The organism is Leptolyngbya sp. FACHB-261, from assembly GCF_014696065.1.
Lineage (GTDB): Bacteria > Cyanobacteriota > Cyanobacteriia > FACHB-261 > FACHB-261 > FACHB-261.
Map to the genome: position 1 here is coordinate 166,545 of NZ_JACJPL010000013.1, position 26,537 is coordinate 193,081.

Consider the following 26,537-nt stretch of genomic DNA (forward strand, 5'->3'; position numbering starts at 1 on the left):
GGCATCCCTGCTAATTTAGTAGCATTGCTACTACAGCTCTACTCAAATAGAGTTCCAGAAAAATCTTGCGACACTACCTCTGCAACGAATAGCTAGACAGTTTTCGCTTAAGCAGTGCGCAGCCGTTCGATGTCCCGAATCGGTGGCGCACCGAACATGCGCGAATATTCGCGGCTGAACTGGGAGGGACTTTCATACCCCACTTGGTAAGCAGCAGAAGTCGCATCAAAATTTTCAGCAAGCATCAGACGACGAGACTCCAAAAGTCTTAACTGCTTTTGATACTGAAGCGGGCTCATTGAGGTCACTTGCTTAAAATGCTGATGGAACGACGAAGTAGACATACCGACTCGCCCGGCTAACTCTTCAATCCGCATCGGCTTAGTGAAATCAGATTTGATTAATTTGATCGCTGACGCAATTCGCTGCATGCTACTGCCCAAGGTGGCGATTTGGCGCACGGCTTCACCTTGTTCACCCGTGAGCAGACGGTAATAGAGCTCACGAATCATCATCGGTGCCAGCATGGGGATATCTTGCGGCGTATCTAAGAGCTTGGTTAGGCGAAGGGCGCTCTCGATCAAGGCAGCATCAGCATTGCTGACTGATACGCCCCGGACAGAATTCTCTTTCTTACCCAACCTGAGATTCATTTGGGCAACCATATCACACAGTTGAATTGGGTCTAAGCTTAGCTTCAGCCCTAAATACGGCTTGTCAGGGGTCGCCTCAACTACAAATCCACTCAGTGGTAACTCAACCGAAACTATCAGATATTGTGCTGCGCCATACTGATACGTTTCCTCACCCAGCAACACTTCTTTTTGACCTTGAACAATGAGCGCGAGGATTGGGTTATAAACACTGTGGCCGAGTGCGGTAGACGCAGTATCCGATCGCGTGAAGTCCAATTGCTCGATCGCAGTTGGCTGGATAAGGTTCCCGTTAGCCTCAGTATGCCGCATCACTAGGGTCGCGAGTTCTTGGCGTTGAGCCACGGTTCCTAGCGCCTTGGGAGCAGTTTCGCCTACAGAGTTTAGCCTTGCGTTAATCGCTTCAGGCTTAGAGATTTCGACTGTCATGCTAGAGACTCGCCTCATTGAAGGCCTTACTTCTGACGATTATAGAACCTCTCAAAGCGACTGCTTTGGAGAATTAGGCAATGATCACATAGATTTGGGCATTTGAAAGGCTGGTTCGAACTCGTAGGATGAAAGCATCGCAAGGAGAACCGTCAAAGAATAAGGCAATGGTGAACAGTAAGAAAACCCGGCTGGCTACAAGTGTTTCCCGTAGTCTTGGCAAAGCGTTTGCTCCAGGGATGCTAGAACAAGGTTATTGCAAAACTCTCGCGACTCTTCTAATTCAACTTGAGGAAGTAGAGGAGCAAATTGACTGTTTACAACAAACACGTTTAGAACTGATTGAGAAGATTTTTGGTCAAAAAAATGCTCACTCGTTTAGTCAATCTCACCTTGTGGAGAAATAGCCATGTTTGCAAACTAAGCAAATTAGCATAGTCTTTTGAAACTTTAATAAAGAGAGACAACAATCTCTTGACACTCAGCTTTTTTTAGGACGATTAACTAGGAAATAGAGTCTCATGCTTACCGACGCAAACACACAGAAAGTTGTGCTAATAACAGGTGCGAGCAGCGGCATTGGTGAAGCCACAGCCCGTTTACTTGCTCACAAGGGCTTACGGGTTGTGTTAGGGGCAAGGCGCACCGATCGACTCGAAGCGATCACATCTGAAATCCACCATAAAGGGGGTTCAGCAGAATATCGCGCCCTTGACGTGACTAGCCTCGAAGAGATGCAAGCCTTTGTAGAATTTGCAAAAGACAAGTTTGGTCGCATTGATGTGGTGGTGAACAATGCAGGCTTGATGCCACTCTCCAAGCTAGAGGCATTGAAAGTTGACGAGTGGAACCGCATGATTGATGTAAACATTCGCGGTGTACTCCACGGCATCGCCGCCGCCCTTCCCACCTTCAAGCAGCAGCACTCCGGACAGTTTGTGAATCTATCCTCAATCGGAGGACATGCCGTTTTTCCCACGGCTGCGGTTTATTGTGCGACCAAGTACGCGGTCTGGGCGATCTCTGAGGGACTGCGGCAAGAATCGACAGATATTCGTGTCACGGTTGTTTCGCCTGGAACAACCGAATCTGAACTTGCTAACACCATCACTGATGCTGAGGCAGCGCAGTGGACGGCAGAATTTCGCCAATCCGTTATCCCAGCAGACGCGATTGCTCGTGCCATTGCCTTTGCGATTGAGCAGCCAGAAGAGGTGGATGTCAATGAAATCATCGTTCGACCGATCGGACAGAGCACCTAAGCGCCAGCCGATATTGAGGCATTGAAAGGGCTGTGAGCAGTGGATCAGGGATGAATGAGCGTTTTCACTCCCGTCAACTATGTTTGTCCCAGCAAGCCATTGACTATATTCACACTCACCTTGACCGAGATTTATCACTGGCTGGCATTGCCAAAGTTATCAATATTAGTCCCACTTACTTTGCGAGTTTGTTTAAAAGCGCCATGGGAATTTCGTCGTATCAGTATGTGATTCAACAGCGAGTAGAACGGGCAAAATTGATGCTGTCGAAAACGGATTTGACGATTGCGGAGATCGCCTCACAAGTCGGCTTTTCTAGCCAAAGCCATTTGACACAACAGTTTAAGCGATTTACCGAAACGACACCCAAGCAGGTTCGCTAACACTATAAGAATTTGATAAAACGTCGCAAGAATCTGAAAGAAGTCAAGCATCGAACTCAATACGCTTTAGATAGATAGAACCAAGAGAATTCAATGCAGACAGCAATGCATATAAGCAATATACAACTGTCCAGATTTTGGTCGCTTATCTGACACGGACTGAAAAAGACATCCAAACTTGGGTAGACCTATTTGCTGAAAACGCAGTTGCTGATTTTCCTATTGGTGTTCTAGATTTGTTGCCTACCTGAAGGGTTTAAAAGTAGTTGGCAGACATATTTGACAAATGAAGAAAACGTACACAGGAAGCTGCCACTGCGGTGCAGTGCGGTTCGAGGCTGACATCGACTTAAGTGCTGGGACTAACAAATGCAATTGTTCCATCTGCACCAAAACAAGAAACTGGAACGCAATCATTAAGCCCAATGCATTTCGGCTGCTCGTAGGAGAAGACGCGCTGAGCGACTATCAATTTGGCAGAAAGAGTATGCACCATCTATTTTGTCGGTACTGCGGGGTGCGATCGTTTGCACGTGAATACGCTGAGGCAATCGGTGGTGACTATATAGGAATTCAACTGGCCGCGTTAGACAACGTAGAGCCGCAAGAACTGATTGCAGCACCGATTAGATATGCGGACGGACGGAATAATCACTGGGAAGTTGCCCCGGCTGAAACCCAACACCTCTAGCGGTCAGACATTTTGGGAAGACATACACGCTGGACAAGCAGGCATGAGAAGCCAACAGCAGCAAGAAACTTTATCCTGCCAGATGCTTTGGCAATCACTGCGATACGCCCAGATTAAATGTGAACATGACGTGATCGCTCGGTGCTTCTGCATTAGCGACAGCCGAGTAAAGATTCATCGCTGCGGTATTTTCCCGATCGGTCAGCACCCAAGCTTCAGCACAGCCTAACTCCCGTGCCACATCAAACATGCTCTGCAACAAGCGTTTTCCCAAGCCTTGCCGACGGTAGGTTTCTGCTACGCCCACTTCATTAATCCATAACTCTGGATGCGGCTTGTCGGGATGAACGTAATGCACCGCTGAAACGAAGCCGATAACTCGATCGGTTGCGAGCGCAACGACTAAATGGTGGCGCGGATCTGCCAGGAACTCATCAGCTCTTGATAGGTCAATCGGGTCGTCAAAGACATCCGGATCAACATTCTGAAGAATGTCTGCATCGTTGCGACCCAGACTCTTAATTACGATCGTCATCGCATTCTCTCTGTTGATGCAATTCGCTTACGTTCAAAAGTTTATAGCTACGCAACTGGATCAGACATCCACTGAACAAGTTGAAGCACCACACCATTTGGATCGGTAACCTGAAAGAACCGTTCACCCCAAGGTTCGGTTTCGATGGGAGTCGTGATCAGCACCCCTTCAGCTTGCAATCGCGCATATTCACGCTCAATATCGTCTACTACAAAGGCAATGAGCAGACCATCCGCTCGATGTCCCCGCATGGCGGTCGGTTTGAAGCTTTCTAATCCAGTTCGGAGAAAGATCAAGTTAAACCCAGCATCCTGTCGAGAGAGTGACACGAAGCCGTCGGCTGCCATATCTTCCTTGAAGCCGAAATGTTGTTTGACGAATGTGGCAGACGCTGTGACATCATCAACGTTGAGCGAAATCGCTGAAGCAGTAATCTGCATATATTCCTCTCAAAACACTCGTTTTCTAACGAATCAGGCCTCTTATTGTGCCGTATCAGCCCTATGGAAGGATTGTAAAAAACTGACCTCAACTGGGCAGCACGATATGGCAAGGATGAAAGCCTCGTTGGGCAACATACTCAGTAGGTGTACAGTGAGCAAACGCTCGAAAATCGTGGATCAAGTGGGCTTGATCAAAGTAGCCGCAAGTGAAGGCAACATCTAGCCAATCGATCTGATCTTGGCCAGCTAGTAGAGAAAGAACGTGCTGCAAACGCCGAACGCGACAAAATAGTTTGGGAGTTAGCCCCACTTGATCGCGGAATAGCTGGTTGAAGTGGCGGGTGCTGAGGCCAACTTGATCCGTTACAGTTTTGACTGTGGGCGTAGGCGATCGTTTAAATGCATGTAAGGCGAAATCAACAGCAGGATGACGTTTAGGTGGCTGCAGCATCGTCAAGAGAAACTGTTCCAGAACCAGGAAACGAGTTTCTAAGCTTGGGGCCTCTAGTAAGCGCTCACGCAATTCTGTGGCACGGCTCTTCCAAAGTTCTTCCAGTGAGACGATTTGATTATGCAATTCACCGGCAGGAAGCGTGAAGAAAGCAGCATGGCCGCCAGGTTTGAAATGGACTCCCATAGCAGAAACCCGCCGCTCATTGTTAATGATGAAACCTTCAGAATGGGCACCACAAATTCTCGTACCGTTCGTGCTGCCCCGCTCTGCCTGAGTATGTGGATCAAAGAGTGGAATCCTGTCCTCGTGCAGGTTGATCACCAACTCCATTGAGCCAATTGGTAACAGGCGTGATTGCGCCTCCGGTAGGTTATCTCCTTCTCGAATCCACAGAAATTCCACGAACCGTGAGAGGGGTAGTTCCTTCAGAGTTGTGCTTCGTGCCAGTCGAGGCTGATAAGTCCGGTAGATCATAGAGCTTTAAGCAAGTTGTCTCTACTTCTCTTGCCAATTTAGTCTTTGGTGAGGGCAGCACGGACGAGCGATCCAGCGGTGAAATGTCCAAAAGGCCCGATGTGCAGGATATTGCACGGTCATGCGTCTTGAGCCCTCCAGAGATGGAAGCAACTGAGCAAAAATTAAGTAAATCTGTAGGGAGATCCAGTCTTACTTTGCGTTAGGAGATTTCAATGCTGCTAGAAGGTTCGTGCCATTGCGGAGCGGTACGCTTCAGTGTCCAAAGCCATCACCCTTATCCATTTATGCGCTGTTATTGTTCCATCTGCCGAAAAACAGCGGGCGGGGGTGGTTACGCCATTAACATTGCAGGTGATAACCGGACGCTAAAGGTTGAGGGTGAGGAACACATTACGGTCTACCATGCCCACATTCAGAATCCAGGAGATGCAAAGTCGTACGTTAGTCAGGGAGAGCGGCGGTTTTGCCGTCATTGTGGCTCTTGCTTGTGGGTCTATGCTCCAGACTATCCAGATTTGATGCATCCCTTTGCCTCTGCGATTGATACGGAATTGCCAAAACCACCCGAACACATGCATATCATGCTAGATTTTGCCGCCAGTTGGGTTGAGATTTTCCAAGAGCCAGACAGCTGCTATTTCTCTCGTTATCCTGAAGAATCGATCGCGGCTTGGCATGAACGATTGGATTTAGCAGCCGATTGAGATTCTATTGCTCTCTATCGAGTGAAGTTTTTTCACTTTTGAATGACAGGCTGAACCCACTATCGATAGAGTGTGAGCCTCAGCTGTCCTTAAGCGGCTACGTTCACGGGACTACTTTATTTGTAGTGGACTGACGCAAAATAGAGCCAAGGTGCCTGAGGGAAGCGGCAATCATGAGCAGCACATCTGAGCAGAAGCGTGGAGAATTCCTAGTCCAAGTGCCAGCAGGTTCAGTCAGGCTGGAAGGAAATTTAAGTATTCCAGCAAATGCGATCGGTGTTGTGCTATTCGCTCACGGCAGTGGCAGTGGTCGGTACAGCCCCCGAAATCGCTTTGTAGCAGAAACCCTACAAGCGGCAGGACTGGCAACGCTGCTGCTCGATTTGTTGACTACCGATGAAGAAGCCGTCGATAGTCGCACCAGAGCATTACGTTTTGACATTAGGCTACTGCGCGATCGCTTAATAGACACGATCGACTGGTTAGCACAAAACTCAGAGACCCATGATCTTAAGATTGGCTGTTTTGGAGCCAGTACTGGGGCAGCAGGCGCATTAATGGCCGCGGCAGAACGTCCAGAAGTGATTCAGGCGGTTGTGTCACGGGGAGGTCGTCCAGACCTGGCAAACCCTGTTCTCGAACGTGTTCAAGCACCAACGCTGCTGCTTGTCGGGGAGAACGATCCAGTGGTGATTGATCTCAACCAACAGGCAATGGCCCATCTCAGCTGTGAAAAGCAGCTTGAAACTATTCCCAAAGCAACTCATTTATTTGAGGAAGCGGGGACACTTTCCGAAGTTGCCCGATTAGCAGGACTTTGGTTTCAGCGCCATCTCCTGCCAGCCAAAGAGCTGGGACCACACCTAACTAATTTAGACGAGGAAGGCAACCGGGAGGAATTATAACCACCGACTACCTAACCTTTCAAAATGAGTTTGATTTGCCAGACATAGTTAAAAAATTGGGCGAAAGGCGTTAATCTCTGTCGTAATGGGGTTTCAGGGTTGGTTATACGCCTAGCAATCACAGCTCCTATAGACAGGGCAGAGATTATACAAAAGATTCATGAGCTGCTGCTCATCTTCTAGGTAGGTGATATAACAGGTTTTAAGAGTTTACCTTTGTCAAAAACGGACAGACACTTGAGTTGAGAAGCTTTACTCTAGAGGAGTAAAGGTTTTAACCAAAGCTCAGCGGAGGTAAAACAGTATCCTTGATGATCAAACTAGATCCCCCTCGTAGTAACGTTTCCGCTCCATTCTTAGAAACGGCTGAGTTAGAAGATTTACTCATCTACCTCAAACGAGATCAGCAGATTGATCTTACGGGCTATAAACGCCCTGCTCTAAAGAGTCGGATCTTGGCGCGGATGCAGCGACTTGGAGTTGAGAATTATCGAGACTATCGGGCTCACTTCGAGCAGCAACCCAAGGAATTGAGCTACTTCTTAGATACTGTTTTTATCAACTTCACGCGGTTCTTTCGCGATCGCCTCGTTTGGGATTACTTAGCCAATCAGGCTATTCCGCAGATTATTGCGAACAAGGCACCACACGAGTCAATTCGCGTCTGGAGTGTAGGCTGTGCTTCGGGAGAAGAAACCTATTCGCTAGCAATTGTACTGGCAGAGGCACTGGGGATAGAACAATTTCAGCAACGAGTGCGGCTGTTTGGCACGGATGTCGATCCAAAGGCCGTGCTGAAAGCCCGTAGAGGATATTATTCGGCTCATGCAGTTGAGGCAATTCCTACAGCTCTGCGAGAGAAATATTTTGAGTGCACAACTGATGGTTACCTCCGGCACAGCGGCTTGCGTCGCTCAATATTTTTTCGATGCCACGATCTCATCCACAGACCCCCTTTTCTAAAAATTGACTTACTCGTTTGCCGTAACACTCTCATCTACTTCAGGCAAGAGGCTCAAACTCAGGCATTGCTTCGCTTTAATTTCAGTCTGAGGAATGACGGTTTTTTGCTATTAGGACAGGCAGAAAACCTGGTCACTCATCTTCAAAAGTCACTTTTCACACCTGTTGAGCGACAGGTCAAGATTTTCAAAAAAATTCCGAATTCCCATCGAAAGCATAACTTATTTCCGATCGCCTTTTGACAAAAGGCGATCATAATTACAAGGCGGCAATTCCATAAATATCAGCATAGTAAGTCTAGAACACCAGTTTTAGTTTAGGTGCCTTGCATCAAGTCAGCTCGTCACTCACTTTGACAATCAGCTTACCAAAGGTTTTTCCTCTGCGCTTATTAACTCGCCAAGATTTGGTGAACTCAATCTGCTCGTGTTTGGTAAAACGCTGTACAATCTTGAGATTTAACTTAGAAAGACAGCGGGGCAATCGAAAACTTTAGTGTTGCCTTACTTCCACTGCTGGAGTTTTTCCTCAATAGTCTCATGGGCATGGTATAGAAGCTTGCCCCATAAATTAATAGATCTGAACCCGCGTTGTCAACCATATTTTTAGCAAGGCAGCGAAAAGGGCTTCTACACCCTGGCTGACTTCTCACGCTTACTCTAGCGCAGAGCCCTAGATTTAGGGTTTTTAGAAGTAGAAAGATTAAGTTGCAGCTTAACTTAAAGAACTTGCCTGTTCAGAACTCAACAGACGTTGAAGAATAAGGACAATTGGTTGAAAGCCCAGTAGAATCCGCCCTGTGACTAACTAGATTATCAAAATAAGATGACTGAGATCAGTTTTGTGGCAATTCAGAACTGACCCGAGGTGCTGAGTAAGACATCCAATACCCAAAACCCAAACAGATGGGTTCTTGGATCACGTGATGCAGAAGATATTTGGCTCTATCCGATCGCCGCTCGATACGTTGGGGAACCCGACACATTGGGATTGGCAGCGCTCGGATTGCAGCCGACAAAAACGAGCAATGGCAATTAATAAACGTACTGTGCAGCGGCTCAAGAACTAGGAGACTAAACAGTGATTGCTCCAACTCAAACCGCCAGTCAAACACGAACCAGTCATATACAAGCAGGCCAAACACAAGCCAGTCATACACAACTAGATGAGCCGCGTATCAACACTATTCGCACTCTACTGATGGATACTGTGCAGCAGGCAAACTCCAGTCATCCTGGCACACCAATGACAATGGCTCCAGTTGCTGACTGTGTGGGAGCAATATATCGGTTACAGAGAAGCAGCGTTGGGATGCACACCTTTTCGTCTGCTCTATAGGGAGAGCTGTAGAAGAAATTTGGCTTTATCCCTAAGAACATTTTTGCCGCTGTCAAAGCACAACTTAACTAAGAGAATTCCATGACTTCTACATTAATCGCTACCGCAAATCCGCTACAAGCCCTACAAACCTACGGTCAATCGGTTTGGCTTGACTATATCCGTCGCAATTTGATTACCAGTGGCGAATTGCAACGCATGGTGGACGCCGGTGAAATCTGGGGGGTCACGTCTAACCCAGCCATTTTCCAAAAAGCGATTGCAGGCAGCACCGACTATGATGAAGCCTTGAAAACATTGGAGCAGAAGCACGATCGCAATCCAATGGCACTGTATGAAGCCTTCGCGATTGAAGATATTCAAGCTACAGCCGATATTCTCAGACCTGTTTATGAGAAGACCAATAAGCGCGATGGCTATGTCAGCCTGGAAGTTTCGCCTTATCTTGCTCACAACACGGAAGAAACCATTACTGAAGCGCATCGTCTCTGGCTAGCTGTTGATCGCCCCAATTTGATGATCAAAGTGCCTGCGACTCCGGCAGGGATTCCAGCAATCCAGCAATTGATTGGTGATGGCATTAACATCAACGTGACCTTGCTGTTCTCAAAGGCCGTTTACGAGCAAGTTGCCAATGCCTACATTGCAGGTTTGGAGGCACTGGTAGCCAAGGGTGGAACTGTCAGTCATGTCGCTAGCGTTGCTAGCTTTTTCGTCAGCCGGATTGACACCGCGATCGACAATCAGATTGCAGCTCAACTCAAGGTGATGACACACAAAGAAACTCGTCAACTGCTGCAAACTATACAAGGAAAGATTGCGATTGCTAACGCTAAAGTTACTTACCAACGCTATCAGGAACTTTATCGCAGCGATCGCTGGCAAGCCCTGGCCGCTCAAGGCGCACAAACACAGCGATTGCTGTGGGCCAGCACAGGCACAAAGAATCCTCACTATAGTGACGTATTGTATGTCGAAGAACTGGTTGGAGCGGACACAGTCAACACAATTCCGCCCGCAACTCTAGCCGCTTTTCGCGATCACGGACACCCACGTTCCAGCCTCCGCCAAGACCTTGATGCTGCGCAAGAAACGATGCAGAATCTGCAGCAGGCAAACATTTCTCTAGAGCGAGTGACCGATCAGCTGCTCACTGAGGGCGTACAGCTTTTTAGAGATGCCTTTGACCAGTTGTTGAGCGTGGTGGAGCAGCAACGGGAAGCGAGGTTGGGAAATAAGCTCGATCAGCTGACCTACAAGCTTCCTGAAGGGCTCAATACTGCAGTACAAGCGTCACTTCAGGATTGGCAGGTCAACGGCAAGATTCGCCGCTTGTGGGCGCAGGATGCCACCCTGTGGACCGGAGCAGATGAGAACCGCTGGCTCGGTTGGCTGGGCATTACCGAAGATCAATTGGCGCACCTTGAGCGCTTGAAGCTACTAGCCGCAGAGGTGCAAGATTTAAAGTTCTCCCATGTTGTGCTGCTGGGGATGGGTGGGTCATCGCTCTGCCCCATTGTGATGAAGGCGACCTTTGGAAAAGTAGAAGGCTATCCGGAATTGTTGGTGCTTGATTCAACTGACCCAGCCCAAATCAAAACTCTGGAGAACCAAATCAATTTAACGACCACTCTGTTCATTGTCTCCAGTAAATCTGGCAGCACACTAGAGCCAAACATTTTCAAGCAATACTTCTTCGATCGAGTGCAGCAGATTTTGGGTGCAGAATCCGCAGGCAATCGCTTTATTGCGATTACTGATCCAGATTCCAAACTACAACACATTGCGGCAGGCGATGACTTTCGGCATATTTTCGCGGGCGTGTCTAGTATTGGTGGTCGATACTCTGCTTTGTCTAACTTTGGCATGGTGCCTGCGGCAGCAATGGGTGTAGATGTCGCAAAGTTTCTCAACCACGCTGAGGAAATGGTGCATTCCTGTGCGCCCTCGGTTCCAGCTAAGGACAACCCTGGCGTGGTTTTGGGAACAATTTTAGGGCAGGCAGCAAATCAAGGACAAGATAAGGTTACTTTCATTAGTTCTCCAGGCGTTGAGAGTTTGGGCGCATGGCTAGAGCAATTGCTAGCAGAGTCCACCGGCAAAGATGGTAAAGGCATTATCCCAATTGACTGGGAGCCGATTGGTTCACCCACCGTTTACGGTAATGACCGTCTCTTCGTTTATATCCGCTTAGAATCGGCTCCTGAAGCGACTCAAGATGCTGCTGTCGCCGCATTAGAGCAAGCAGGACACCCCGTTGTTCGGATTGCAATTGCCGACCCTTACCAATTGGGGCAGGAATTCTTCCGCTGGGAAATTGCCACTGCGGTGGCAGGTTCAATCATCGGCATTCATGCCTTCAACCAGCCAGATGTTGAAGCCAGCAAAATTGCAACGCGCCAACTTACAACTGAATACGAAAAGACTGGATTACTCCCTGCGGAAACACCAATCGCAATTGAAGCTGGCATTCAGCTATATACCGATCCTAAAAATGCGGCAGCCCTTGCTCAGGCAGCGCGTAGTGATCGTTCTTTGGGCGGCTATCTACGTGCTCACTTAGCTCACCTCCAGCCTGGAGACTACTTCGCATTGCTGGCCTATATTGAGATGAACAGCCAGCACGCCACACAACTGCAAGAGATTCGTCAGTCGATTCGAGATGCAAAACAAGTCGCAACCTGTCTCGGCTTTGGTCCCCGTTTCTTGCACTCCACCGGGCAAGCCTACAAAGGAGGACCCAATACCGGAGTTTTTCTACAAATTACCTGCGACGATGCAATTGACTTAGCTGTACTAGGACAGGAATATAGCTTTGGAGTAGTTAAAGCGGCTCAAGCACGCGGTGACTTTCAAGTGCTAGCAGAGCGCGATCGGCGGGCATTGCGAGTGCATTTAGCAGATGTTGAGGCAGGATTGGCAACCCTAAAACACTTGATTCAACAGAGCTTAGTTTAGAAGGCAAAAGAGCTATTCACCCTGCAGAAACATCAATTTCTCTGTGGTTATACCCTGCCTTCGAAGATTTCTTGCAGATTAGCCTTGTCTAAACTGCAGTGCTGAAAGGTCAAGCTTTGAGCCGCTCAAGCTAAAAGCAACCTATTGCAGGCAAAGGGAAGAGCTAAAAGGATTACTACTTTACCCCTTGCCCTTTGCCCCTTTCTCATTTCTAAACAATAAGGAGAAGCAAGTATGCAACTTGGAGTCATTGGATTGGGACGTATGGGCGCAAATATTGTGCGGCGGTTGCTGCGCGATGGGCATGAATGCGTCGTGTTCAACCGCACACCCAGCAAAGTAAAACAGCTTGCGTCCGAAGGTGCGAAAGGGGCTTATACGCTCGACGATCTTGTACAGAAACTCGACAAGCCACGAGCTATTTGGCTAATGGTACCGGCTGGAGATCCAACTGAACAGATGGTAATGGAACTGGCTCAAAAGCTTGAGCCGGGAGACATTCTAATCGACGGTGGTAACTCCTACTACATTGACGATATTCGACGGGCAAAAGCACTGAAATCCAATGGAATTGATTACGTTGATATCGGTACCAGTGGCGGTGTGTGGGGACTAGAGCGAGGTTATTGCATGATGATTGGGGGACCGGAAGCTGCGGTTCAACACCTTGACCCCATCCTTAAAACACTGGCACCAGGATTAGGTACAATCTCCCGCACACCGGGTCGGGAAACTGTAGGCGGTACGGCGGAACAAGGCTATTTACACTGTGGTTCCAATGGTGCAGGGCACTTCGTCAAGATGGTGCATAACGGCATCGAATACGGTGTGATGGCAGCTTATGCAGAAGGCTTGAATATTCTGCATCATGCCAACGTGGGCAAGCAGCAACGGGCTGCCAACGCAGAAACCACTCCGTTACGCGAGCCAGCACACTACCAGTACGACTTCAATCTGCCAGACGTTGCCGAGGTCTGGCGGCGTGGCAGCGTCATTGCCTCTTGGCTGCTGGATTTAACAGCGATCGCACTCCTCGAGCAACCCAATTTAGCGAAGTTTACAGGTCGGGTGTCTGATTCTGGCGAAGGACGCTGGACAATCACTGCCGCGCTCGATGAAGGCACGCCTGCGCCAGTCCTCAGTGCTGCTCTCTATCAACGATTTAGCTCCAGAGGCGAAGACGAATTTGCCGCTAAGCTTTTGTCTGCGATGCGCTACCAGTTTGGCGGACATGTTGAAGAACAGGCGGAGATTGGAGCATGACCAGTGCGGCTATATCCCATCTCCCAACTGAAGCCTCCGTTCGTCCAGCGGAACCTTGCACGATCGTGATTTTCGGTGCAGCAGGAGATTTAACCAAGCGTTTATTGATGCCTGCGCTCTACAATCTAGCGCACAGTAATCTATTGCCAGAAGAGTTTGCGATCGTTGGTGTAGCTCACACGATGATGAGTCAGGACGACTTTCGCAGCAAACTCAGCCGTGATATTCGTGAGTTTGCAACGGTCGCGGTAGAGGATCAACTTTGGGAGCGGCTTGAGCAGCGATTGTATTACTTGTCAGGTGAGTTTCAGGATGCCAACACGTACCATCAGTTGCAAGATCTGTTGACTCAGATCGATCAAGAATGCGGCACTCAAGGCAATTACCTATTCTACTTAGCAACCTCGGCTAATTTCTTCTGCGACATTGTGGCGCAGTTGGGGGCAGCAAAGCTGACACAGGAGGACGATAAACACTGGCGACGGGTAATTATTGAAAAGCCGTTTGGACATGACTTAGCGTCAGCCCGTGCGTTGAACAAAGGCATCAGCACCGTGCTGAAAGAGAGTCAAGTTTACAGAATCGATCACTATCTGGGCAAAGAAACAGTTCAGAACATCCTGGTGTTCCGGTTTGGCAATGGCTTATTCGAACCGCTTTGGAACCGTGAGCATATTGATCATATCCAAATCACGGTAGCTGAGACAGTCGGCGTAGAAGGCAGAGGCAACTTTTACGAAGGCACAGGTGCAGTACGAGATATGATGCAAAACCACCTGTTTCAGCTATTAGCAATGACAGCGATGGAACCGCCGATTTCCTTTGAAGCCGATGCGGTACGGGATGAAAAATCAAAGCTGTTGAAATCTATTGTTCCACTGACACCTGAAGCTGTACTCCATAACGCTGTTCACGGACAGTATGGTGCAGGCTCTGTAAAGGATACAGAAGTACCTGCTTATCGATCGGAGCCACGAGTCGCACCAGACTCTACTACTGAAACTTATGTTGCTCTGAAGCTAAACATTGATAATTGGCGCTGGGCAGGGGTTCCCTTTTATTTGCGGACAGGCAAGCGTTTACCCAAGCGCCTGACTGAAATCTCTATTCAGTTTAAGCAAGTGCCCTCACTGCTATTCCGTCAAATGTCAATCGACAGCCTCACGCCCAATTTTTTGACCATTCGCATTCAGCCCGAGGAAGGAATTCATCTTCAGTTTGGAGCTAAGGTTCCTGGTCCGGCTATCAAGATTGACCCGGTAGAAATGGATTTTTGCTACGCCAACTACTTTGGCATGGCTCCCAGTACAGGATATGAAACCTTGCTCTACGACTGCATGATTGGCGACGCAACCCTGTTTCAGCGTGCAGACAACGTAGAGCTGGGCTGGAGCGTTGTTACGCCGATTCTCGATGCCTGGGCAGCAACACCGCCGCAAACCTTTCCCAACTACGCAGCTGGCACCTGGGGACCCAAAGCGGCAGACGAGTTACTGCAGAAAGAGGGCCGGCGCTGGCGTGTCCATCAGTAAATCTATCCTCAAAAACTTTCGTAGCCCAAACGCTAAAACTCACACAGCAATCCCAAAATCACTATCACCATTACCCATGTCGAACCTACCGTCTCCATCGTCTAAAGTCTCTCTGCTGCTTGCAGATGTGGATGGCACTCTGGTCACGAAAGAAAAAATATTGACCGATCGCGCCCGTGCTGCTGTTCAGAAACTTCAAGATGCAGGCATTCGTTTCACCATTACCAGTGGTCGTCCTCCCTTGGGCATGAAGATGATTGTGGAGACATTGGAGCTAACAGAGCCTATCGCGGCCTTTAACGGAGGTTTATTTCTCGATCGTGACTTTTCTATGCTCGATGAGAATGTTTTGCCAACAGCAACCGCCCAAACGATTGCCAAAATGATCACCGATCATCATTTAGATGTTTGGATCTATCGCGGCAGTGAGTGGTTCGTACACGAGCGGCATGGCCCTCACGTCGATCGCGAAGAGTGGACAGTCAAATTTTCACCAACAGTTGTAGCAAGCTTCGATAATTTATTCGACAACGTAGTGAAAATAGTCGGTGTTAGTGATGATCTAGAAGCCATTACTAAGTGCGAAGCCGATGTGCAGCAGGCGTTTAGCCAACAGGTTTGCTGTCAAGCAGGAGCCAGTTCCAGTGGCGGAGAACAGGTCTCTGCGGCTCGCTCTCAGCCCTATTACCTAGACGTGACCCATCCCCGTGCGAACAAAGGAGCAGTTGTTGACCGCCTCTCACAGTTGCTCGGAATTCCGAGAGAAGAAATCGCCACGATCGGGGATATGCCAAACGATGTACCCATGTTCGAACGCAGTGGCTTGAGCATTGCTATGGGTAACGCCAGTGTTGAGGTGCAACAGTGTGCCCACTACGTCACGACTTCCTATGAGGAGGAGGGATTTGCCAATGCAGTCGAATGGTTCATCTTAGGTAATGGAAAGCCAGCAGAATTATCCAGCAGCTACCTTCAACAATCGACTGTTTAACTCTGCAATCGACAAAGCTGATTGTCCCTGCTGTTCTGATCGACTGCTACGTCACATCCGTTACCACAGTGTGCACTGGGTTTGCCGAAGCTGCCGACAAGGAATGCCCGTCTTAAACCCTCTTGCAACCAAAAAGGTTTAACCCAAGTTATCGAACGGGAGATAGAACAATGACTCAACGAGTAAAAGAAATTCTCAGTTGGTACGGTAGTGATAATCCAGGAACGCTGACCAACCTGGCGCGGGTACTCAATCACGGCAGACTGGCGGGAACGGGCAAGCTCGTAATTTTGCCCGTTGATCAAGGCTTTGAACATGGGCCTGCCCGCAGTTTTGCCTCTAATCCCCCTGCTTACGATCCGCGTTATCACTTTGAGCTAGCAATCGACGCAGGCTGCAATGCCTACGCTGCGCCGCTAGGTTTTCTAGAAGCTGGGGCACGGGAATTTGCAGGTGAGATTCCGCTAATCCTCAAATTGAATAATCACGATGTGCTGTTGGATGAAACCAATCCAACCCAAGGACTCACAGGCAGTGTGCAGGATGCCCTGCGTTTGGGCTGTGTGGGAATTGGCTTTACCATCTACCCAGGTTCATCTCAACGGTTTGAGATGTATGGGCAAATTCGGGCCTATGCCGAGGAAGCGAAACGTCACGGATTGATTGTCATGATCTGGTCGTATGCACGGGGGGCAGATCTCAGCAAGACGGGCGAGACAGCGATTGATGTTATTGGTTATGCGGCTCAAATTGCAGCTCAGTTAGGCGCTCATATCATTAAGGTCAAACTGCCGAATGAACATATTGAGCAGGAAGCGGCTCGTAAAGTCTACGAAAAAGAACAAATTGCGATCGCAACCTTAGAAGAACGGGTACGCCACGTCGTGCAATGTACTTTCTATGGACGGCGAATTGTGATTTTTTCGGGCGGCACGATTGACACTGATGAGGCTTTACTGGCTGAAGCTCACGCTATCCAAGCAGGTGGGGGATTTGGTTCGGTTATTGGGCGTAACTCGTTCCAACGCTCCAAGCCAGATGCCTTGCGGCTACTCAACAGCATCATGGATACGTACAACTCCCGGGGTGTACTCAGTCATGCCCAGCATTAGCCCGAATGATGATATGGGGATTTTCAGCCATGATATCAACCAACACAAAGATTCAAACCTTTGCCGACGCTGAGAGCCTTGAACAGGCAGCAGTTATCCAATTTGTGCAGATTGCAGAAGCCGCCATCGCAGCGCGGGACAGGTTTACCGTTGCCTTGTCGGGGGGCTCAACTCCTAAACGCCTGTATCAACTCCTGGCAACACCTGAGTGGCGCAACAAAGTGGACTGGAACAAGGTTCATCTATTTGGGGCGACGAGCGGCACGTTCCCCCTGATCACCCAGACAGCAACTACCGCATGGTGCGAGAGAGTTTGATCGATCACGTGCCAATTCCAGAAGCCAATGTTCATCGCATTAAGACAGAAAATCCTGATGCTGCTCAGGTTGCAAGTGAGTATGAGCAGTTGTTGCGACCGTTCTTCGCACTAAGCGAACATGAGTTACCCCAGTTTGATTTAGTCTTGCTCGGCATGGGTGCAGATGGGCATACGGCATCCCTCTTTCCCCAAATAGGAGCAATTTTTGAGCTAAAGCATCTAGTTGTTGCACCGTGGATTGAAAAGTTCAAAACCCACCGCATCACATTAACACCGCCGGTAATCAACAAGGCTTTACAGATCATCTTTTTTGTAACAGGAGTAGAAAAAGCCACGGCCCTGAAGTCAGTATTAGAAGGCATCTATCAGCCCGAGCGTTTCCCAGCTCAAATTATTCGCTCAACGCACGGTACTCTGCTGTGGATGGTTGATCAAGCTGCTGCAAGCTCACTATCAACTGTTAGCTTGGTGAAAACGTAAACTGCGAAGCAAGGGAGGCGCTGTTCTTTGGGCCTTTCTTGCAACCTAGACGTATAACAGCTAACTAAACTCAACAGTGCCAGTAGCTAGCACTGTTGGGTTTAGAGTGAGAGAATCAGGGTTTTAGATGCCAGCTTGACCAACTAACTAATAGTCGTTGTTGCAGCCGCTACCTTCTATTCTGGGAGCGGCTTATTGCTGTGTTGCTGATAGTGACGTTTGGCCTTGGAGCGGTTTCCACAGGTTTTCATATCGCACCAGCGGCGGGTGCCGTTCTTTGAGGTGTCGAAAAAATACAAAATGCAATCCGGGTGATCACAAGTACGAATCCGACCTGGAGCAGTTCTTAGCAAGCCAAGCAAATTTTGAGCGGCTAGCCAAGCTACTCGCCAGGATGACGGAACTTCGGGAATAGTCTCGGGACCATCCTTGCCCAGTTGCTCCAGCACACGCCCCTGTGCAAGGACGACATTCAGGGCATTCCGAGCTGCAATATCGCTGGGAGACTCCAGCACTTTTCGGATGGCGGCACGGGTTTCGATCAGCCTCAGACGCACAGTTTCAACCAGCTCATCTTGCTGGAGGCTATGTTCTTCCAGCCAAGCAGTCGTGCCTACAGCAGTGCTTAGAAGATCTTGGCGCAAGCCGCTCTCTAACCATTCTGTGTTCAGCAGATCCAGAGCGAGAGGTTCTCCGGTCAGAGGACGTTGGGAAATCACAAGCCCATTCTAACCCCTGAAAAATCTTGAATGGTTAGAAAAGCTATGATATTCTGACTCTAACCCTTCAAACAATTTGAGCAGTTAGAATACGGATCAAACTCAAGCCTGTACAGACAAGGGGCTTTCTAAAACGAACTTTGAAGCGAGCCCCGACTGGGACTCAAACTGCTTATCCAGAAAATTAGAGGACCGGTCAATGCTCAAGTTGTACAGTCACTCATTGTCAGGAAATTGTCACAAGGTGCAGTTGATGTTATCCCTGCTCGGCTTGGAGTATGAACTCGTACCCGTTGACCTGCTCAACGGCGAGCAGAAGGCTCCAGCGTTTCTGGTCTTAAACTCACTAGGACAAGTCCCCGTCTTTATTGATGGGAAGCTTCTCATTCGAGATGCACAAGCCATTTTGGTCTATCTAGCAAGGCGCTACGGTGAGGCTTGGCTACCGATTGAGGCTGAACCCCTAGCTAGAGTCATGCAGTGGTTGTCTACAGCAGCCAACGAGATTCAACACAGTTTCTCAGCTGCAAGGCGACATTATATGTTCAACACACAGGTGAACCCAGAGCCAGCACAGCAAAAAGCCCATCAACTGCTGCAAATCCTTGACCAACATCTGCATGAGCGGAGCTGGCTCGAACTGAGCCGTCCAACCATTGCAGATATCGCTTGCTTCCCATATATCAACTTGGCTGCAGAGGGCAAAATCTATTTAGACAATTACCCCAACGTGCGGGCCTGGACTACACGTATCAAGCAGCTTCCCGGTTATGTTGGCATGCCAAGCCTTTAGACCTTTCAGTCTTCATGCATTGAAGATTTTTCAGCCCGAAAACTGCGCCTTCTGAGGCGCTTGAATAGGAGTTTCTTATGCCGCGTAAATTTAGCCAAATCGCTTTCACACCTGCGGTTAAAGCAGCCCAAACTCGTCACGGTTCGCGTCAAATATATGCACGCTTCGAGGAAAGTGGTCCAGCCAATGACAAGGTCACAGCCGAAATAAGCCAGTTCATCGCTGAGCGTGACAGCTTTTATCTGGGAACAGTCAGTGCCAATGGTTGGCCCTACATTCAGTTCCGAGGTGGGCTCCCCGGTTTTTTGAAGGTAATTGATGAGAATACGCTGGGCTTTGCAGATTACAAAGGTAATGCACAGTACATCACGGTTGGCAATCTGGCTGAGAACAACAAGGCATTTATCTTCTTGATGGATTATCGCAATCGCAGGCGTCTAAAGCTATGGGGCCGTGCCACAGTCGTTGAAGATGACACCGGCTTGATTCAGGATCTATGTGATTCTAATTATCCGGTTGAGATTGAGCAGGCAATTCTCTTTCAGGTCGAAGCTTGGAATTGGAATTGTCCACAACATATTCCCATTCACTACTCAGAAAATGAGGTTACTGAAATAGTCAACAAGCTTCAAGATCGAATTGTGGAATTAGAGGGTCTGCTAACTCAGAAATGAGCAGATCTTTGCAACATCAGGTCTGGCTAAGTCTTAATTAGAATAAATGAGTCAGTTTTTAGGCTCAGCCTCCGTGCTCAGTTTTTAGGTTGATTCTGAAGAAGCTGATATCTTACACTTGCAAACATTAGTCACAGCACAATGAGCCGGTTCAGGTGCAAGATCTTGGCTTCTAATTAAATAATGCAGCGCAAATGAGCCAGCTTACCGTGACTAATCTACAACTTGTACAGAGCGAACTCAGTACAAAATGCTCGTGCAAGATATCAGCAAGTCGCTCTTATTGTTGTCCTCAGCAAGGTAGTAATTGGAAGCTTGCCAATCAGACTAAATACTGATGCAGTTGCCACTGAAACTGCAACTGCTCATTGTAGAGAGCCTCTCGCAGTTCTGTTCTCAATTCTGCCACCCTAGCCTCAGCATTACGGAGCGCTGCCTCTCTTTGTGCTCGCTGTGCAAGATAAGTGCCCACCGTCTTGATCTGCACTCGGCTCAGGGCTTCTAAGCGCTCTTTCGCTGCCAGAACTGCTAGCCGACCCCGCCAAACCTCGTCAAGAATCTCTACCGATGGCCGAAGCGATGCAGTGATCTCCATGGGAGCCTTTGAACTCTTCACGGATATAGTACACCAGTACTCACTGGACGCAAGGGGTAGGTTCTCTGAACTCTTTTCTTGCCTGTGCAACCGTTGGGCAGGCGGCATGGTAATGCCAGTCACCTGAGGTATTCCCTAACCCATTCATGAGACCACTAGCAGCATCATTCAGCTCACTGCGAACCTTCTACGTAGCAGCAGGCGACACTTCATTACTGAGCTGAACTTCAACACGATGTAAAATTCGTTACCTCTCTCTAACAAGCTTTGATCTAGGACACCTGAAGGCATCATTGATTACAACATGCAATCATCTTCAAGCAGGTTTAGTTCTCGTTAATCCACCATCGTCCTGAATCGCAGATGGTTCAGTTTTGTCAGGAGCAAGATATTTAATTTAGCTGCTGGCAGTTTGGGAGGAAGTTGCTGTCAGAACAATATCTCGGTCAGCCGGAGCCTCGGCAAAAACAGCTAAGCTCCACCTGACTACAGAAATACAAGAATCTAGTGAATGCTTTGATCGGTTTGCAACTGTTTCAAGGTCTAGTATTCACCACTACAATGTTGCTTAAAGATACGCTGTCAGCCTAGCAAATATCGCGTCCCATATATTCTTGAGCCCGTCATCCTGGCCTGTGTGAGTATGAGAAGACAGCTAGGAGTAGCCACACACATTGCAGAGACAGATAAAATCTTTAGTTTTACTTTAGACCCTCAAAACTATCAGCAACTGGAATCTATTTTGACTCACCCAAGAGCTCCCTGCCAGTTGATTGGTGAGCGTGGTGGTGATTTCAGAGATGAGTATCGACGTTAGCACCGTTTTATGATGCTACTGAAATTGGTCGTGTAGACAAAATGAGCAAAAAATGAGCACTTTTTGGTCTGGCCCCTACCCAATCTGTTCGTCACTCTGTGAATGGTACAGTTCAGGGCTCGGACAAGCATGAATCAGCCAGACCCGTACATTACTGGTTACAATCTTGGCCTTGCAGGACATGACCTGCCTGATGAACTTCTCAGCCTCTTAGCCTGGGCTGGCTGGCTGGCTGGCCTTCAAGAGCACAGAAATTTGCTCTACCAAGGCTTCATATTTCAATCTGACCAAACTATTTAGCTGCATTGTCAAAACTCAAGTTACCAACCCCGGTGCTTTCTAGGTAGGCCGGGGATTTGCTTGCTCCCAACTTTGCTCCACAGGCAAAAAGTGCTCTACCAGCTAACTGAGTAAATACGCTCAATTGATTAAGAATGGTCCTTGTCACTCTGACCCAAATCCTCGACCGAAACAGTGAGATTAGCTCTCTAATCACAACAGCCCCAATCGCAACAGCCCTAATCACAACAATGAGAGGCGTAAGTTCCCCACCGCCATCTCAACTTTTTCTTGCTTCAGCTCAGTTCTCAAAGGAAACGATGCTGTCTGCAGCAGATCCAGCGCTAGGTTGGTTGGATTGTTTGATGCGCACAATTCAACTTAAAAACCAGCAGCCAGCTGAAAGTTTCAAACAGGCACATAGTTGAATTCAGTATAATTGCCGAAGGCGATGTGTTTTGAATGACCTTCTTCACAACCACTACTGAGCAGCCAGAGATTGCGGCTACCAAAGCAGACTAATACTCTAGCTGGGCTTTTTGTCAGACGAGAACCAACCACTAGGGGGATCATTTCAGTGTTTACCTTCTCGACCTTTGCTCGTATTGTCAAGTTTTTGGATTCTGACCAAACTTTGGCCTGGATTATTTCTAAAGGGACCCTTGCCACTAATGCTGTTGCTGTTGGTTTAGTAGTCAAAGGGTTAGCGCTACACACCGGTTTACCTTTATCAATGACTGCCATTCCCTTAATCATCTATACCTGCCGTTATCGCTACGAAAGCCGACGCAGATTGCCCACAGCCAGATCTCAAATTAGTGGTGTCCTCGTCTGGGGTTGCTTAGCAGGTCAAAGCCTTATCTTCAGCGGCGGGATTCTCTAGAGCTGCACTTGAGCCTCCGGGCTCAAACCTGTCAGACTAAGCAGCAGGCCCAGTAACCGGCTCAGTAACCGACTCACTAACAGCTGAACTGCGATGGTCCTAGTAGCAACTCATCCGGTGGCACTCATTCGTGAAAGCGACCCGTGCGCTCATTCCGTTAGCTGGGCTTGCCTCGCGTCTGCATCCCGCAACCCGAGTCATTCCTAAGGCACTACTGCCTATACCCGGACCCGATGGTTCTCTGCGGCCAGCAGTGGACTGGATCGTGCGCGAGGCAGTTGCCAGCGGCATTGATGAGGTCGTGCTAATCATCTCGCCCCGTGATGGAGACTTGATTCGTCACTACTTCGAGGAGCCACCCTCAGTTGCACCAGAGGGGACTAGCAGCCGCCGTATCTTAGCTGCCTGGGAAGCAGTGGCAGAGTTGGCTAGGCAACTCATCTATGTTGAGCAGCCGACCCCAGGCGGCTTCGGCGATGCAGTTCTGCAAGCGCAGGCAGTCGTTGGCAGCGAGCCCTTCGTCTTGCTACTAGGCGACCATCTCTATCGGTCTCACACGGCAGTTTCCTGCGTGCGCCAAGTTCTCAACCTAGCCGAACATACTGGGCAAGGGGTTTTGGCTGTGAGCCGGTGCGGAGAAGCAGAACTGAGCCAGCGTGGTGTTATTGGCGTTCAGCCCCTGCCCGGACCCACAGACCAGTTTAAGCTCACTGAAATGCATGAGAAGCCTACGCCCCAAGCAGTGGCAAACCTACGCATCTCCGGCACTAATCCACCGCAGTACTTTTGCCTATTTGGCATCTACCTATTGCCCGCCCGGTTCATGGCCGATTTAGCGGCTGCGAGTCAGCAACAGCAGGGTGAACTAGATTTGTCAGGCGCTTTGCAACGTTGGATTTCCCGCGATGGCGGCCTAGCTTATGAAGTAGCAGGGGAATCCTTTGACATCGGCATGCCTGACCAATATCGCAGAACAGTCATCCGTTTCTCGGAACCACTGTAGAAGCTTTTGTTCACCAAGCTCTTGTTTGCAAACCTACAAAACTCTGTTCAGCAAACTATAAAGTACAGAGTTAACAATACTCAAAGCGATTGCACCCAACAGAGCACTCCAAATCCCCCAACGTAAGCGGAATCCGCTTACCAGCAGAGCGGCTAAACCGAAGATAATCGTGTTCACAATCAACGCCAAAATGCCCAGCGTCAAAATCTTGATCAGGGGTAGGCTCACCAAAGCTGAAAGCGGCCAGAGTAGAGCATTCAAGATACCGAAAACCGCCGCTGACACCACAGCCTTGCCAAAGCTATCAATCTCAATGCCTAAAGGCAACTTAGAGAGAATAAACAAGCTGACACTAGTTACCAACCAGCTTAAAAGAATCCCGACCATAGTTCAGATAGCTCCTTGCATGAGTAGTGGTAGGTTTAGAAGAGTTGCCTCTAGAGCCTATCGCAAGGCCTGACCTCTGTATATAGATAGAACTTCACCGGTTCTTATAGAAATTTTGCTACAAATAACCGACCCGCTAAGCTAACCCTCCCAGTCCCCAAGCTAGCAAGATCGCAACACTGGCTCCAATCAGAGTATTCACAGCATTAACAACCTCATTGGTTAACCAGGGCAGGCGCGATTGCAAAGTTGCTCCAATCACACTTTCTATAGTTGTGGCAACCAATGCTGCTATGACGCTTAGCAGCACGCCCAGCCAGTTCACCAGTCCCACAGCCAGCCCTACTAATGCGAGGGCCAGGGAACCCATAACACCAGCCAGAGTCCCCTCCGCACTCACCGCTCCCTCTGTACCCCGGGGCACAGGTGCCAGTGTCGTAATTAGAAAGGTGTGTTTACCGTAGGCTTTGCCTACCTCACTCGCTGTCGTATCCGAAAGCTTGGTCGCAAAACTGGCAACATAGCCGAGCCATAACAACTCTTGGACTGGCGAAGGTGACAGCGCCGCGGCTAAAGCACAGAGCGCCCCTGCCAGAGCAGAACCCCATACATTTTCAGGTCCCCGCGCACCGTCTCGCTTCTCAGCAATGCCCTCAGCCTGCTTACGAGCCATGCCGACCCGGGTCACCCCAGACCCCACCAGAAAGTAGAACATCACAACGACGTACCCCTGCCAGCCCAGGGTCCCCCAAACTAGGACACCCAAGGCCCAGGCATGTAGCAACCCAGCGGGGGTGAGTAATTTCTTCGGTGCAACCCAGGCAACCAGCACTAGGACACTGTTGAGGGCAACCCCGATCAACCAAGGCATCAATTCTGCACTACTCATGCCAATCGTCCCCGCTCAAGCTAGCTCCCCCATTTTGCTAGAAATTAGGGACACTGTGCGCAGGAGACTATGTTATGAGTTTCACTGGAACGGTTCGCTTCCATTTGGCCTTTCCGGTCAATGACCTGGTTAAAACGCGAGCATTTTACGTAGAAGGTTTGGGTTGTGAGCTGGGGCGTGAATCCGCTTACTCCTTGATTCTGGGCCTAGGGGAGCATCAACTCGTTGCCCACCTCACGGCAGAACCCCTAGAACCCCAAAACGGGATTTATCCCCGTCATTTTGGTTTGGTTTTCGAGCTAGAGTCTGACTGGGAAGCACTTCTGGAAAGGGCACAGCGCCACCAATTAACCTTCTACCAGCAACCCAAGCACCGCTTCCCCGGCAGCCCTCTAGAACATCGGACCTTCTTCCTGGCCGATCCTTTTCACAACTTGCTGGAATTCAAGTTCTACCGCCATAGCAGCGCAATCTTGGGCCAGCGGGAGCTAACTCAGGTGGGTGACAGAGGCTAAGCCACTCTGACCGACCTGAAACTGCGTCGTCATACCCTTGACATACAGCAGCCATGCGAACCAGATACTTTGAGCTTGGCGAGAACATTCGCAGAGATTTAAACTCCCCCGGCGACGGGGGTTTTTTATGCTGTCAAGCAGGCACCCCAGTCCAAAAAATTCCTGGGCAACAGGCCACAAACGATTCCCAAAGTCCGCCTGCTAATGGTATGGTAATAATCCGTGAGTCATGGGTCGGTGCCCGAGCGGTTAATGGGGGCGGACTGTAAATCCGCTGGCTACGCCTACGCTAGTTCGAATCTAGCCCGGCCCATCTCAACTGAAATAGCCCTCCAGCAACAGCTTGGAGGGTTTTTTAGTATTTGAGCGGTGGAGAGACCCCACGAGCGAGACCTCTCTAACGCAGGAAAATCAGGAGAGCAAGGTTGAAAGCTGGGTTGCTCAATTTGAGAAGTACTACTTCGACCAGCGCAAACGCAACGGTCAGCCGGACAAACATGGCAAGTTAGGACTGCAAGTCGCAATGGATTGCCAGTAGCAGGCTTAGGATGCCTCTCTCGCTTTTAATTGCAAATTCAGCTGTAAGACAGGGCGAACTTCGGTGCTCGGCGGATAGTAATTGAGATCTGCTTCCATCAGGTGATGAGGCAAATCGCAAATGGTTATCTCCTCCAGAGATTGCCAATGCAGTCTTCGAAAGAAGCGCACATTTTGTAATTGCACCGTTGCTAAGAAACGGGTGCAGCCCCAAGTATTAGCCGTTGTAACGGCCTTATAGATTAGGCCCTTACCAATCTGACCCGCACGACGATAATCCTGATGGACCCCCAGCCTGCCGCCGTACCAAAGTCCAGGCTGTGGCTCATAGATGCGGACGACCCCTACTACTGGGTTACAGGCAACTGCTTCGTGATCGATAGCCACAATCGGATAGGCGATTGCATCGATCTCATCTTCATCACTGTCTGCGAATAGAGCTTGTTCGCCGCAGAAGATAGTCTGCCGCAACTTAAAGTAGTTTGCTACCTCACTAGAAGATAGCGCCAGCTTAAAGCTATAGCGTTGGTTAATCTGAGTCTCCATGTCCCTAG

28 protein-coding genes, 1 tRNA gene and 1 pseudogene are annotated in these 26,537 nt (G+C 49.2%); 21 read left to right on the forward strand and 9 right to left on the reverse strand.

Features of this window, described 5'->3' with window-relative positions; genetic code table 11:
- Positions 1-107 precede the first annotated feature (107 nt).
- Positions 108-1,082, reverse strand: a complete 975-nt coding sequence (locus tag H6F94_RS05945) for an AraC family transcriptional regulator (protein ID WP_190801300.1) — start codon at positions 1,080-1,082, stop codon at positions 108-110.
- Between the two features lie 128 nt (positions 1,083-1,210).
- Here H6F94_RS05945 and H6F94_RS05950 point away from each other — a divergent pair, with 128 nt between their 5' ends.
- The 4 genes from H6F94_RS05950 (at position 1,211) to H6F94_RS05965 (ending at position 3,418) form a co-directional block, all read left to right on the forward strand.
- Positions 1,211-1,489, forward strand: coding sequence for a hypothetical protein (locus H6F94_RS05950; protein ID WP_190801301.1), 279 nt, complete (start codon positions 1,211-1,213; stop codon positions 1,487-1,489).
- 114 nt (positions 1,490-1,603) lie between these two features.
- Positions 1,604-2,344, forward strand: coding sequence for an SDR family oxidoreductase (locus tag H6F94_RS05955; RefSeq protein ID WP_190801302.1), 741 nt, complete (start codon positions 1,604-1,606; stop codon positions 2,342-2,344).
- Between the two features lie 50 nt (positions 2,345-2,394).
- On the forward strand, positions 2,395-2,727 hold the full coding sequence (locus tag H6F94_RS05960) for a helix-turn-helix domain-containing protein (RefSeq protein ID WP_190801303.1): 333 nt from the start codon (positions 2,395-2,397) through the stop codon (positions 2,725-2,727).
- A gap of 286 nt (positions 2,728-3,013) precedes the next feature.
- Complete coding sequence (locus tag H6F94_RS05965) at positions 3,014-3,418, forward strand: GFA family protein (protein WP_190801304.1); 405 nt, start codon at positions 3,014-3,016, stop codon at positions 3,416-3,418.
- Positions 3,419-3,512: 94 nt separating this feature from the next.
- On the opposite strand, the gene H6F94_RS05970 is transcribed toward H6F94_RS05965, so the two are convergent.
- The 3 genes from H6F94_RS05970 to H6F94_RS05980 form a co-directional block, all read right to left on the reverse strand.
- The gene (locus H6F94_RS05970; RefSeq protein ID WP_190801305.1) at positions 3,513-3,953 is read right to left on the reverse strand and encodes a GNAT family N-acetyltransferase; all 441 of its coding nucleotides are present in this window, start codon (positions 3,951-3,953) and stop codon (positions 3,513-3,515) included.
- A gap of 47 nt (positions 3,954-4,000) precedes the next feature.
- Positions 4,001-4,393, reverse strand: coding sequence for a VOC family protein (locus H6F94_RS05975; RefSeq protein ID WP_190801306.1), 393 nt, complete (start codon positions 4,391-4,393; stop codon positions 4,001-4,003).
- Positions 4,394-4,481: 88 nt separating this feature from the next.
- Positions 4,482-5,324 (reverse strand): AraC family transcriptional regulator, encoded by an 843-nt coding sequence (locus H6F94_RS05980; RefSeq protein WP_190801307.1) that lies wholly within the window; start codon positions 5,322-5,324, stop codon positions 4,482-4,484.
- 215 nt (positions 5,325-5,539) lie between these two features.
- On the opposite strand from H6F94_RS05980, the gene H6F94_RS05985 reads away from it, so the two are divergent.
- From H6F94_RS05985 to pgl, 10 genes and pseudogenes are all read left to right on the forward strand, one after another.
- Positions 5,540-6,031, forward strand: coding sequence for a GFA family protein (locus tag H6F94_RS05985; protein ID WP_190801308.1), 492 nt, complete (start codon positions 5,540-5,542; stop codon positions 6,029-6,031).
- A 173-nt stretch (positions 6,032-6,204) separates the two neighbouring features.
- The gene (locus H6F94_RS05990) at positions 6,205-6,936 is read left to right on the forward strand and encodes a dienelactone hydrolase family protein (RefSeq protein WP_190801309.1); all 732 of its coding nucleotides are present in this window, start codon (positions 6,205-6,207) and stop codon (positions 6,934-6,936) included.
- A 311-nt stretch (positions 6,937-7,247) separates the two neighbouring features.
- Entirely contained in the window at positions 7,248-8,141 is an 894-nt protein-coding gene (locus H6F94_RS05995) for a CheR family methyltransferase (RefSeq protein WP_190801310.1), read from the forward strand.
- Between the two features lie 838 nt (positions 8,142-8,979).
- On the forward strand, positions 8,980-9,237 hold the full coding sequence (locus H6F94_RS33210; protein ID WP_313949230.1) for a thiamine pyrophosphate-binding protein: 258 nt from the start codon (positions 8,980-8,982) through the stop codon (positions 9,235-9,237).
- Positions 9,238-9,318: 81 nt separating this feature from the next.
- Positions 9,319-12,195, forward strand: coding sequence for a bifunctional transaldolase/phosoglucose isomerase (locus H6F94_RS06005; protein ID WP_190801311.1), 2,877 nt, complete (start codon positions 9,319-9,321; stop codon positions 12,193-12,195).
- Positions 12,196-12,429: 234 nt separating this feature from the next.
- Complete coding sequence (gene gnd / locus H6F94_RS06010; RefSeq protein ID WP_190801312.1) at positions 12,430-13,458, forward strand: phosphogluconate dehydrogenase (NAD(+)-dependent, decarboxylating); 1,029 nt, start codon at positions 12,430-12,432, stop codon at positions 13,456-13,458.
- Positions 13,455-14,990: a glucose-6-phosphate dehydrogenase gene (zwf, locus tag H6F94_RS06015; RefSeq protein WP_190801313.1), complete on the forward strand. Its 1,536-nt coding sequence runs from the start codon at positions 13,455-13,457 to the stop codon at positions 14,988-14,990. Before gnd ends, zwf begins: the two co-directional genes overlap by 4 nt.
- A gap of 76 nt (positions 14,991-15,066) precedes the next feature.
- Positions 15,067-15,981, forward strand: coding sequence for a Cof-type HAD-IIB family hydrolase (locus tag H6F94_RS06020; protein ID WP_190801314.1), 915 nt, complete (start codon positions 15,067-15,069; stop codon positions 15,979-15,981).
- Positions 15,982-16,151: 170 nt separating this feature from the next.
- A complete protein-coding gene (locus H6F94_RS06025) occupies positions 16,152-17,093 on the forward strand; it encodes a class I fructose-bisphosphate aldolase (RefSeq protein WP_190801315.1) in 942 nt (313 codons plus the stop codon).
- A 29-nt stretch (positions 17,094-17,122) separates the two neighbouring features.
- Positions 17,123-17,892 (forward strand): annotated as a pseudogene (pgl, locus tag H6F94_RS06030) (6-phosphogluconolactonase).
- 176 nt (positions 17,893-18,068) lie between these two features.
- On the opposite strand, the gene H6F94_RS06035 reads toward pgl, so the two are convergent.
- A complete protein-coding gene (locus tag H6F94_RS06035; protein WP_199320239.1) occupies positions 18,069-18,611 on the reverse strand; it encodes a CGNR zinc finger domain-containing protein in 543 nt (180 codons plus the stop codon).
- Positions 18,612-18,810: 199 nt separating this feature from the next.
- On the opposite strand from H6F94_RS06035, the gene H6F94_RS06040 reads away from it, so the two are divergent.
- Together H6F94_RS06040 and H6F94_RS06045 are read left to right on the forward strand one after the other, a co-directional pair.
- A complete protein-coding gene (locus tag H6F94_RS06040) occupies positions 18,811-19,404 on the forward strand; it encodes a glutathione S-transferase family protein (RefSeq protein ID WP_190801316.1) in 594 nt (197 codons plus the stop codon).
- A gap of 77 nt (positions 19,405-19,481) precedes the next feature.
- The gene (locus H6F94_RS06045) at positions 19,482-20,078 is read left to right on the forward strand and encodes a pyridoxamine 5'-phosphate oxidase family protein (protein ID WP_190801317.1); all 597 of its coding nucleotides are present in this window, start codon (positions 19,482-19,484) and stop codon (positions 20,076-20,078) included.
- 322 nt (positions 20,079-20,400) lie between these two features.
- Here the strand turns inward: H6F94_RS06045 and H6F94_RS06050 are convergent, their stop codons facing one another.
- Complete coding sequence (locus tag H6F94_RS06050) at positions 20,401-20,673, reverse strand: hypothetical protein (RefSeq protein WP_190801318.1); 273 nt, start codon at positions 20,671-20,673, stop codon at positions 20,401-20,403.
- 1,673 nt (positions 20,674-22,346) lie between these two features.
- Here H6F94_RS06050 and H6F94_RS06055 point away from each other — a divergent pair.
- Together H6F94_RS06055 and H6F94_RS06060 are read left to right on the forward strand one after the other, a co-directional pair.
- Positions 22,347-22,652, forward strand: coding sequence for a hypothetical protein (locus H6F94_RS06055; protein WP_190801319.1), 306 nt, complete (start codon positions 22,347-22,349; stop codon positions 22,650-22,652).
- Positions 22,653-22,782: 130 nt separating this feature from the next.
- Entirely contained in the window at positions 22,783-23,655 is an 873-nt protein-coding gene (locus H6F94_RS06060; protein WP_190801320.1) for a sugar phosphate nucleotidyltransferase, read from the forward strand.
- A gap of 33 nt (positions 23,656-23,688) precedes the next feature.
- Here the strand turns inward: H6F94_RS06060 and H6F94_RS06065 are convergent, their stop codons facing one another.
- A complete protein-coding gene (locus H6F94_RS06065; protein WP_190801321.1) occupies positions 23,689-24,042 on the reverse strand; it encodes a phage holin family protein in 354 nt (117 codons plus the stop codon).
- A gap of 136 nt (positions 24,043-24,178) precedes the next feature.
- The gene (locus H6F94_RS06070) at positions 24,179-24,931 is read right to left on the reverse strand and encodes a TIGR00297 family protein (protein WP_190801322.1); all 753 of its coding nucleotides are present in this window, start codon (positions 24,929-24,931) and stop codon (positions 24,179-24,181) included.
- Positions 24,932-25,005: 74 nt separating this feature from the next.
- Between H6F94_RS06070 and H6F94_RS06075 the strand changes: the two genes are divergently transcribed.
- The 3 genes from H6F94_RS06075 (at position 25,006) to H6F94_RS06085 (ending at position 25,984) form a co-directional block, all read left to right on the forward strand.
- A complete protein-coding gene (locus tag H6F94_RS06075) occupies positions 25,006-25,446 on the forward strand; it encodes a VOC family protein (protein ID WP_190801323.1) in 441 nt (146 codons plus the stop codon).
- A 231-nt stretch (positions 25,447-25,677) separates the two neighbouring features.
- Positions 25,678-25,759, forward strand: a tRNA-Tyr gene (locus tag H6F94_RS06080).
- Positions 25,760-25,789: 30 nt separating this feature from the next.
- Entirely contained in the window at positions 25,790-25,984 is a 195-nt protein-coding gene (locus H6F94_RS06085) for a hypothetical protein (RefSeq protein ID WP_190801324.1), read from the forward strand.
- A gap of 5 nt (positions 25,985-25,989) precedes the next feature.
- Here the strand turns inward: H6F94_RS06085 and H6F94_RS06090 are convergent, their stop codons facing one another.
- The gene (locus tag H6F94_RS06090; protein ID WP_190801325.1) at positions 25,990-26,529 is read right to left on the reverse strand and encodes an MSMEG_0567/Sll0786 family nitrogen starvation N-acetyltransferase; all 540 of its coding nucleotides are present in this window, start codon (positions 26,527-26,529) and stop codon (positions 25,990-25,992) included.
- Positions 26,530-26,537: the final 8 nt, after the last annotated feature.

What these genes read in the sequence shown, in the direction of transcription:
- H6F94_RS05945 (WP_190801300.1), bottom strand. Translation starts at nt 1,082, where the DNA reads ATGACAGTCGAAATCTCTAAGCCTGAAGCGATTAACGCAAGGCTAAAC.
- H6F94_RS05950 (WP_190801301.1), top strand. Translation starts at nt 1,211, where the DNA reads ATGAAAGCATCGCAAGGAGAACCGTCAAAGAATAAGGCAATGGTGAAC.
- H6F94_RS05955 (WP_190801302.1), top strand. Translation starts at nt 1,604, where the DNA reads ATGCTTACCGACGCAAACACACAGAAAGTTGTGCTAATAACAGGTGCG.
- H6F94_RS05960 (WP_190801303.1), top strand. Translation starts at nt 2,395, where the DNA reads ATGAATGAGCGTTTTCACTCCCGTCAACTATGTTTGTCCCAGCAAGCC.
- H6F94_RS05965 (WP_190801304.1), top strand. Translation starts at nt 3,014, where the DNA reads ATGAAGAAAACGTACACAGGAAGCTGCCACTGCGGTGCAGTGCGGTTC.
- H6F94_RS05970 (WP_190801305.1), bottom strand. Translation starts at nt 3,953, where the DNA reads ATGACGATCGTAATTAAGAGTCTGGGTCGCAACGATGCAGACATTCTT.
- H6F94_RS05975 (WP_190801306.1), bottom strand. Translation starts at nt 4,393, where the DNA reads ATGCAGATTACTGCTTCAGCGATTTCGCTCAACGTTGATGATGTCACA.
- H6F94_RS05980 (WP_190801307.1), bottom strand. Translation starts at nt 5,324, where the DNA reads ATGATCTACCGGACTTATCAGCCTCGACTGGCACGAAGCACAACTCTG.
- H6F94_RS05985 (WP_190801308.1), top strand. Translation starts at nt 5,540, where the DNA reads ATGCTGCTAGAAGGTTCGTGCCATTGCGGAGCGGTACGCTTCAGTGTC.
- H6F94_RS05990 (WP_190801309.1), top strand. Translation starts at nt 6,205, where the DNA reads ATGAGCAGCACATCTGAGCAGAAGCGTGGAGAATTCCTAGTCCAAGTG.
- H6F94_RS05995 (WP_190801310.1), top strand. Translation starts at nt 7,248, where the DNA reads ATGATCAAACTAGATCCCCCTCGTAGTAACGTTTCCGCTCCATTCTTA.
- H6F94_RS06005 (WP_190801311.1), top strand. Translation starts at nt 9,319, where the DNA reads ATGACTTCTACATTAATCGCTACCGCAAATCCGCTACAAGCCCTACAA.
- gnd (WP_190801312.1), top strand. Translation starts at nt 12,430, where the DNA reads ATGCAACTTGGAGTCATTGGATTGGGACGTATGGGCGCAAATATTGTG.
- zwf (WP_190801313.1), top strand. Translation starts at nt 13,455, where the DNA reads ATGACCAGTGCGGCTATATCCCATCTCCCAACTGAAGCCTCCGTTCGT.
- H6F94_RS06020 (WP_190801314.1), top strand. Translation starts at nt 15,067, where the DNA reads ATGTCGAACCTACCGTCTCCATCGTCTAAAGTCTCTCTGCTGCTTGCA.
- H6F94_RS06025 (WP_190801315.1), top strand. Translation starts at nt 16,152, where the DNA reads ATGACTCAACGAGTAAAAGAAATTCTCAGTTGGTACGGTAGTGATAAT.
- H6F94_RS06040 (WP_190801316.1), top strand. Translation starts at nt 18,811, where the DNA reads ATGCTCAAGTTGTACAGTCACTCATTGTCAGGAAATTGTCACAAGGTG.
- H6F94_RS06045 (WP_190801317.1), top strand. Translation starts at nt 19,482, where the DNA reads ATGCCGCGTAAATTTAGCCAAATCGCTTTCACACCTGCGGTTAAAGCA.
- H6F94_RS06050 (WP_190801318.1), bottom strand. Translation starts at nt 20,673, where the DNA reads ATGGAGATCACTGCATCGCTTCGGCCATCGGTAGAGATTCTTGACGAG.
- H6F94_RS06065 (WP_190801321.1), bottom strand. Translation starts at nt 24,042, where the DNA reads ATGGTCGGGATTCTTTTAAGCTGGTTGGTAACTAGTGTCAGCTTGTTT.
- H6F94_RS06070 (WP_190801322.1), bottom strand. Translation starts at nt 24,931, where the DNA reads ATGAGTAGTGCAGAATTGATGCCTTGGTTGATCGGGGTTGCCCTCAAC.
- H6F94_RS06075 (WP_190801323.1), top strand. Translation starts at nt 25,006, where the DNA reads ATGAGTTTCACTGGAACGGTTCGCTTCCATTTGGCCTTTCCGGTCAAT.
- H6F94_RS06090 (WP_190801325.1), bottom strand. Translation starts at nt 26,529, where the DNA reads ATGGAGACTCAGATTAACCAACGCTATAGCTTTAAGCTGGCGCTATCT.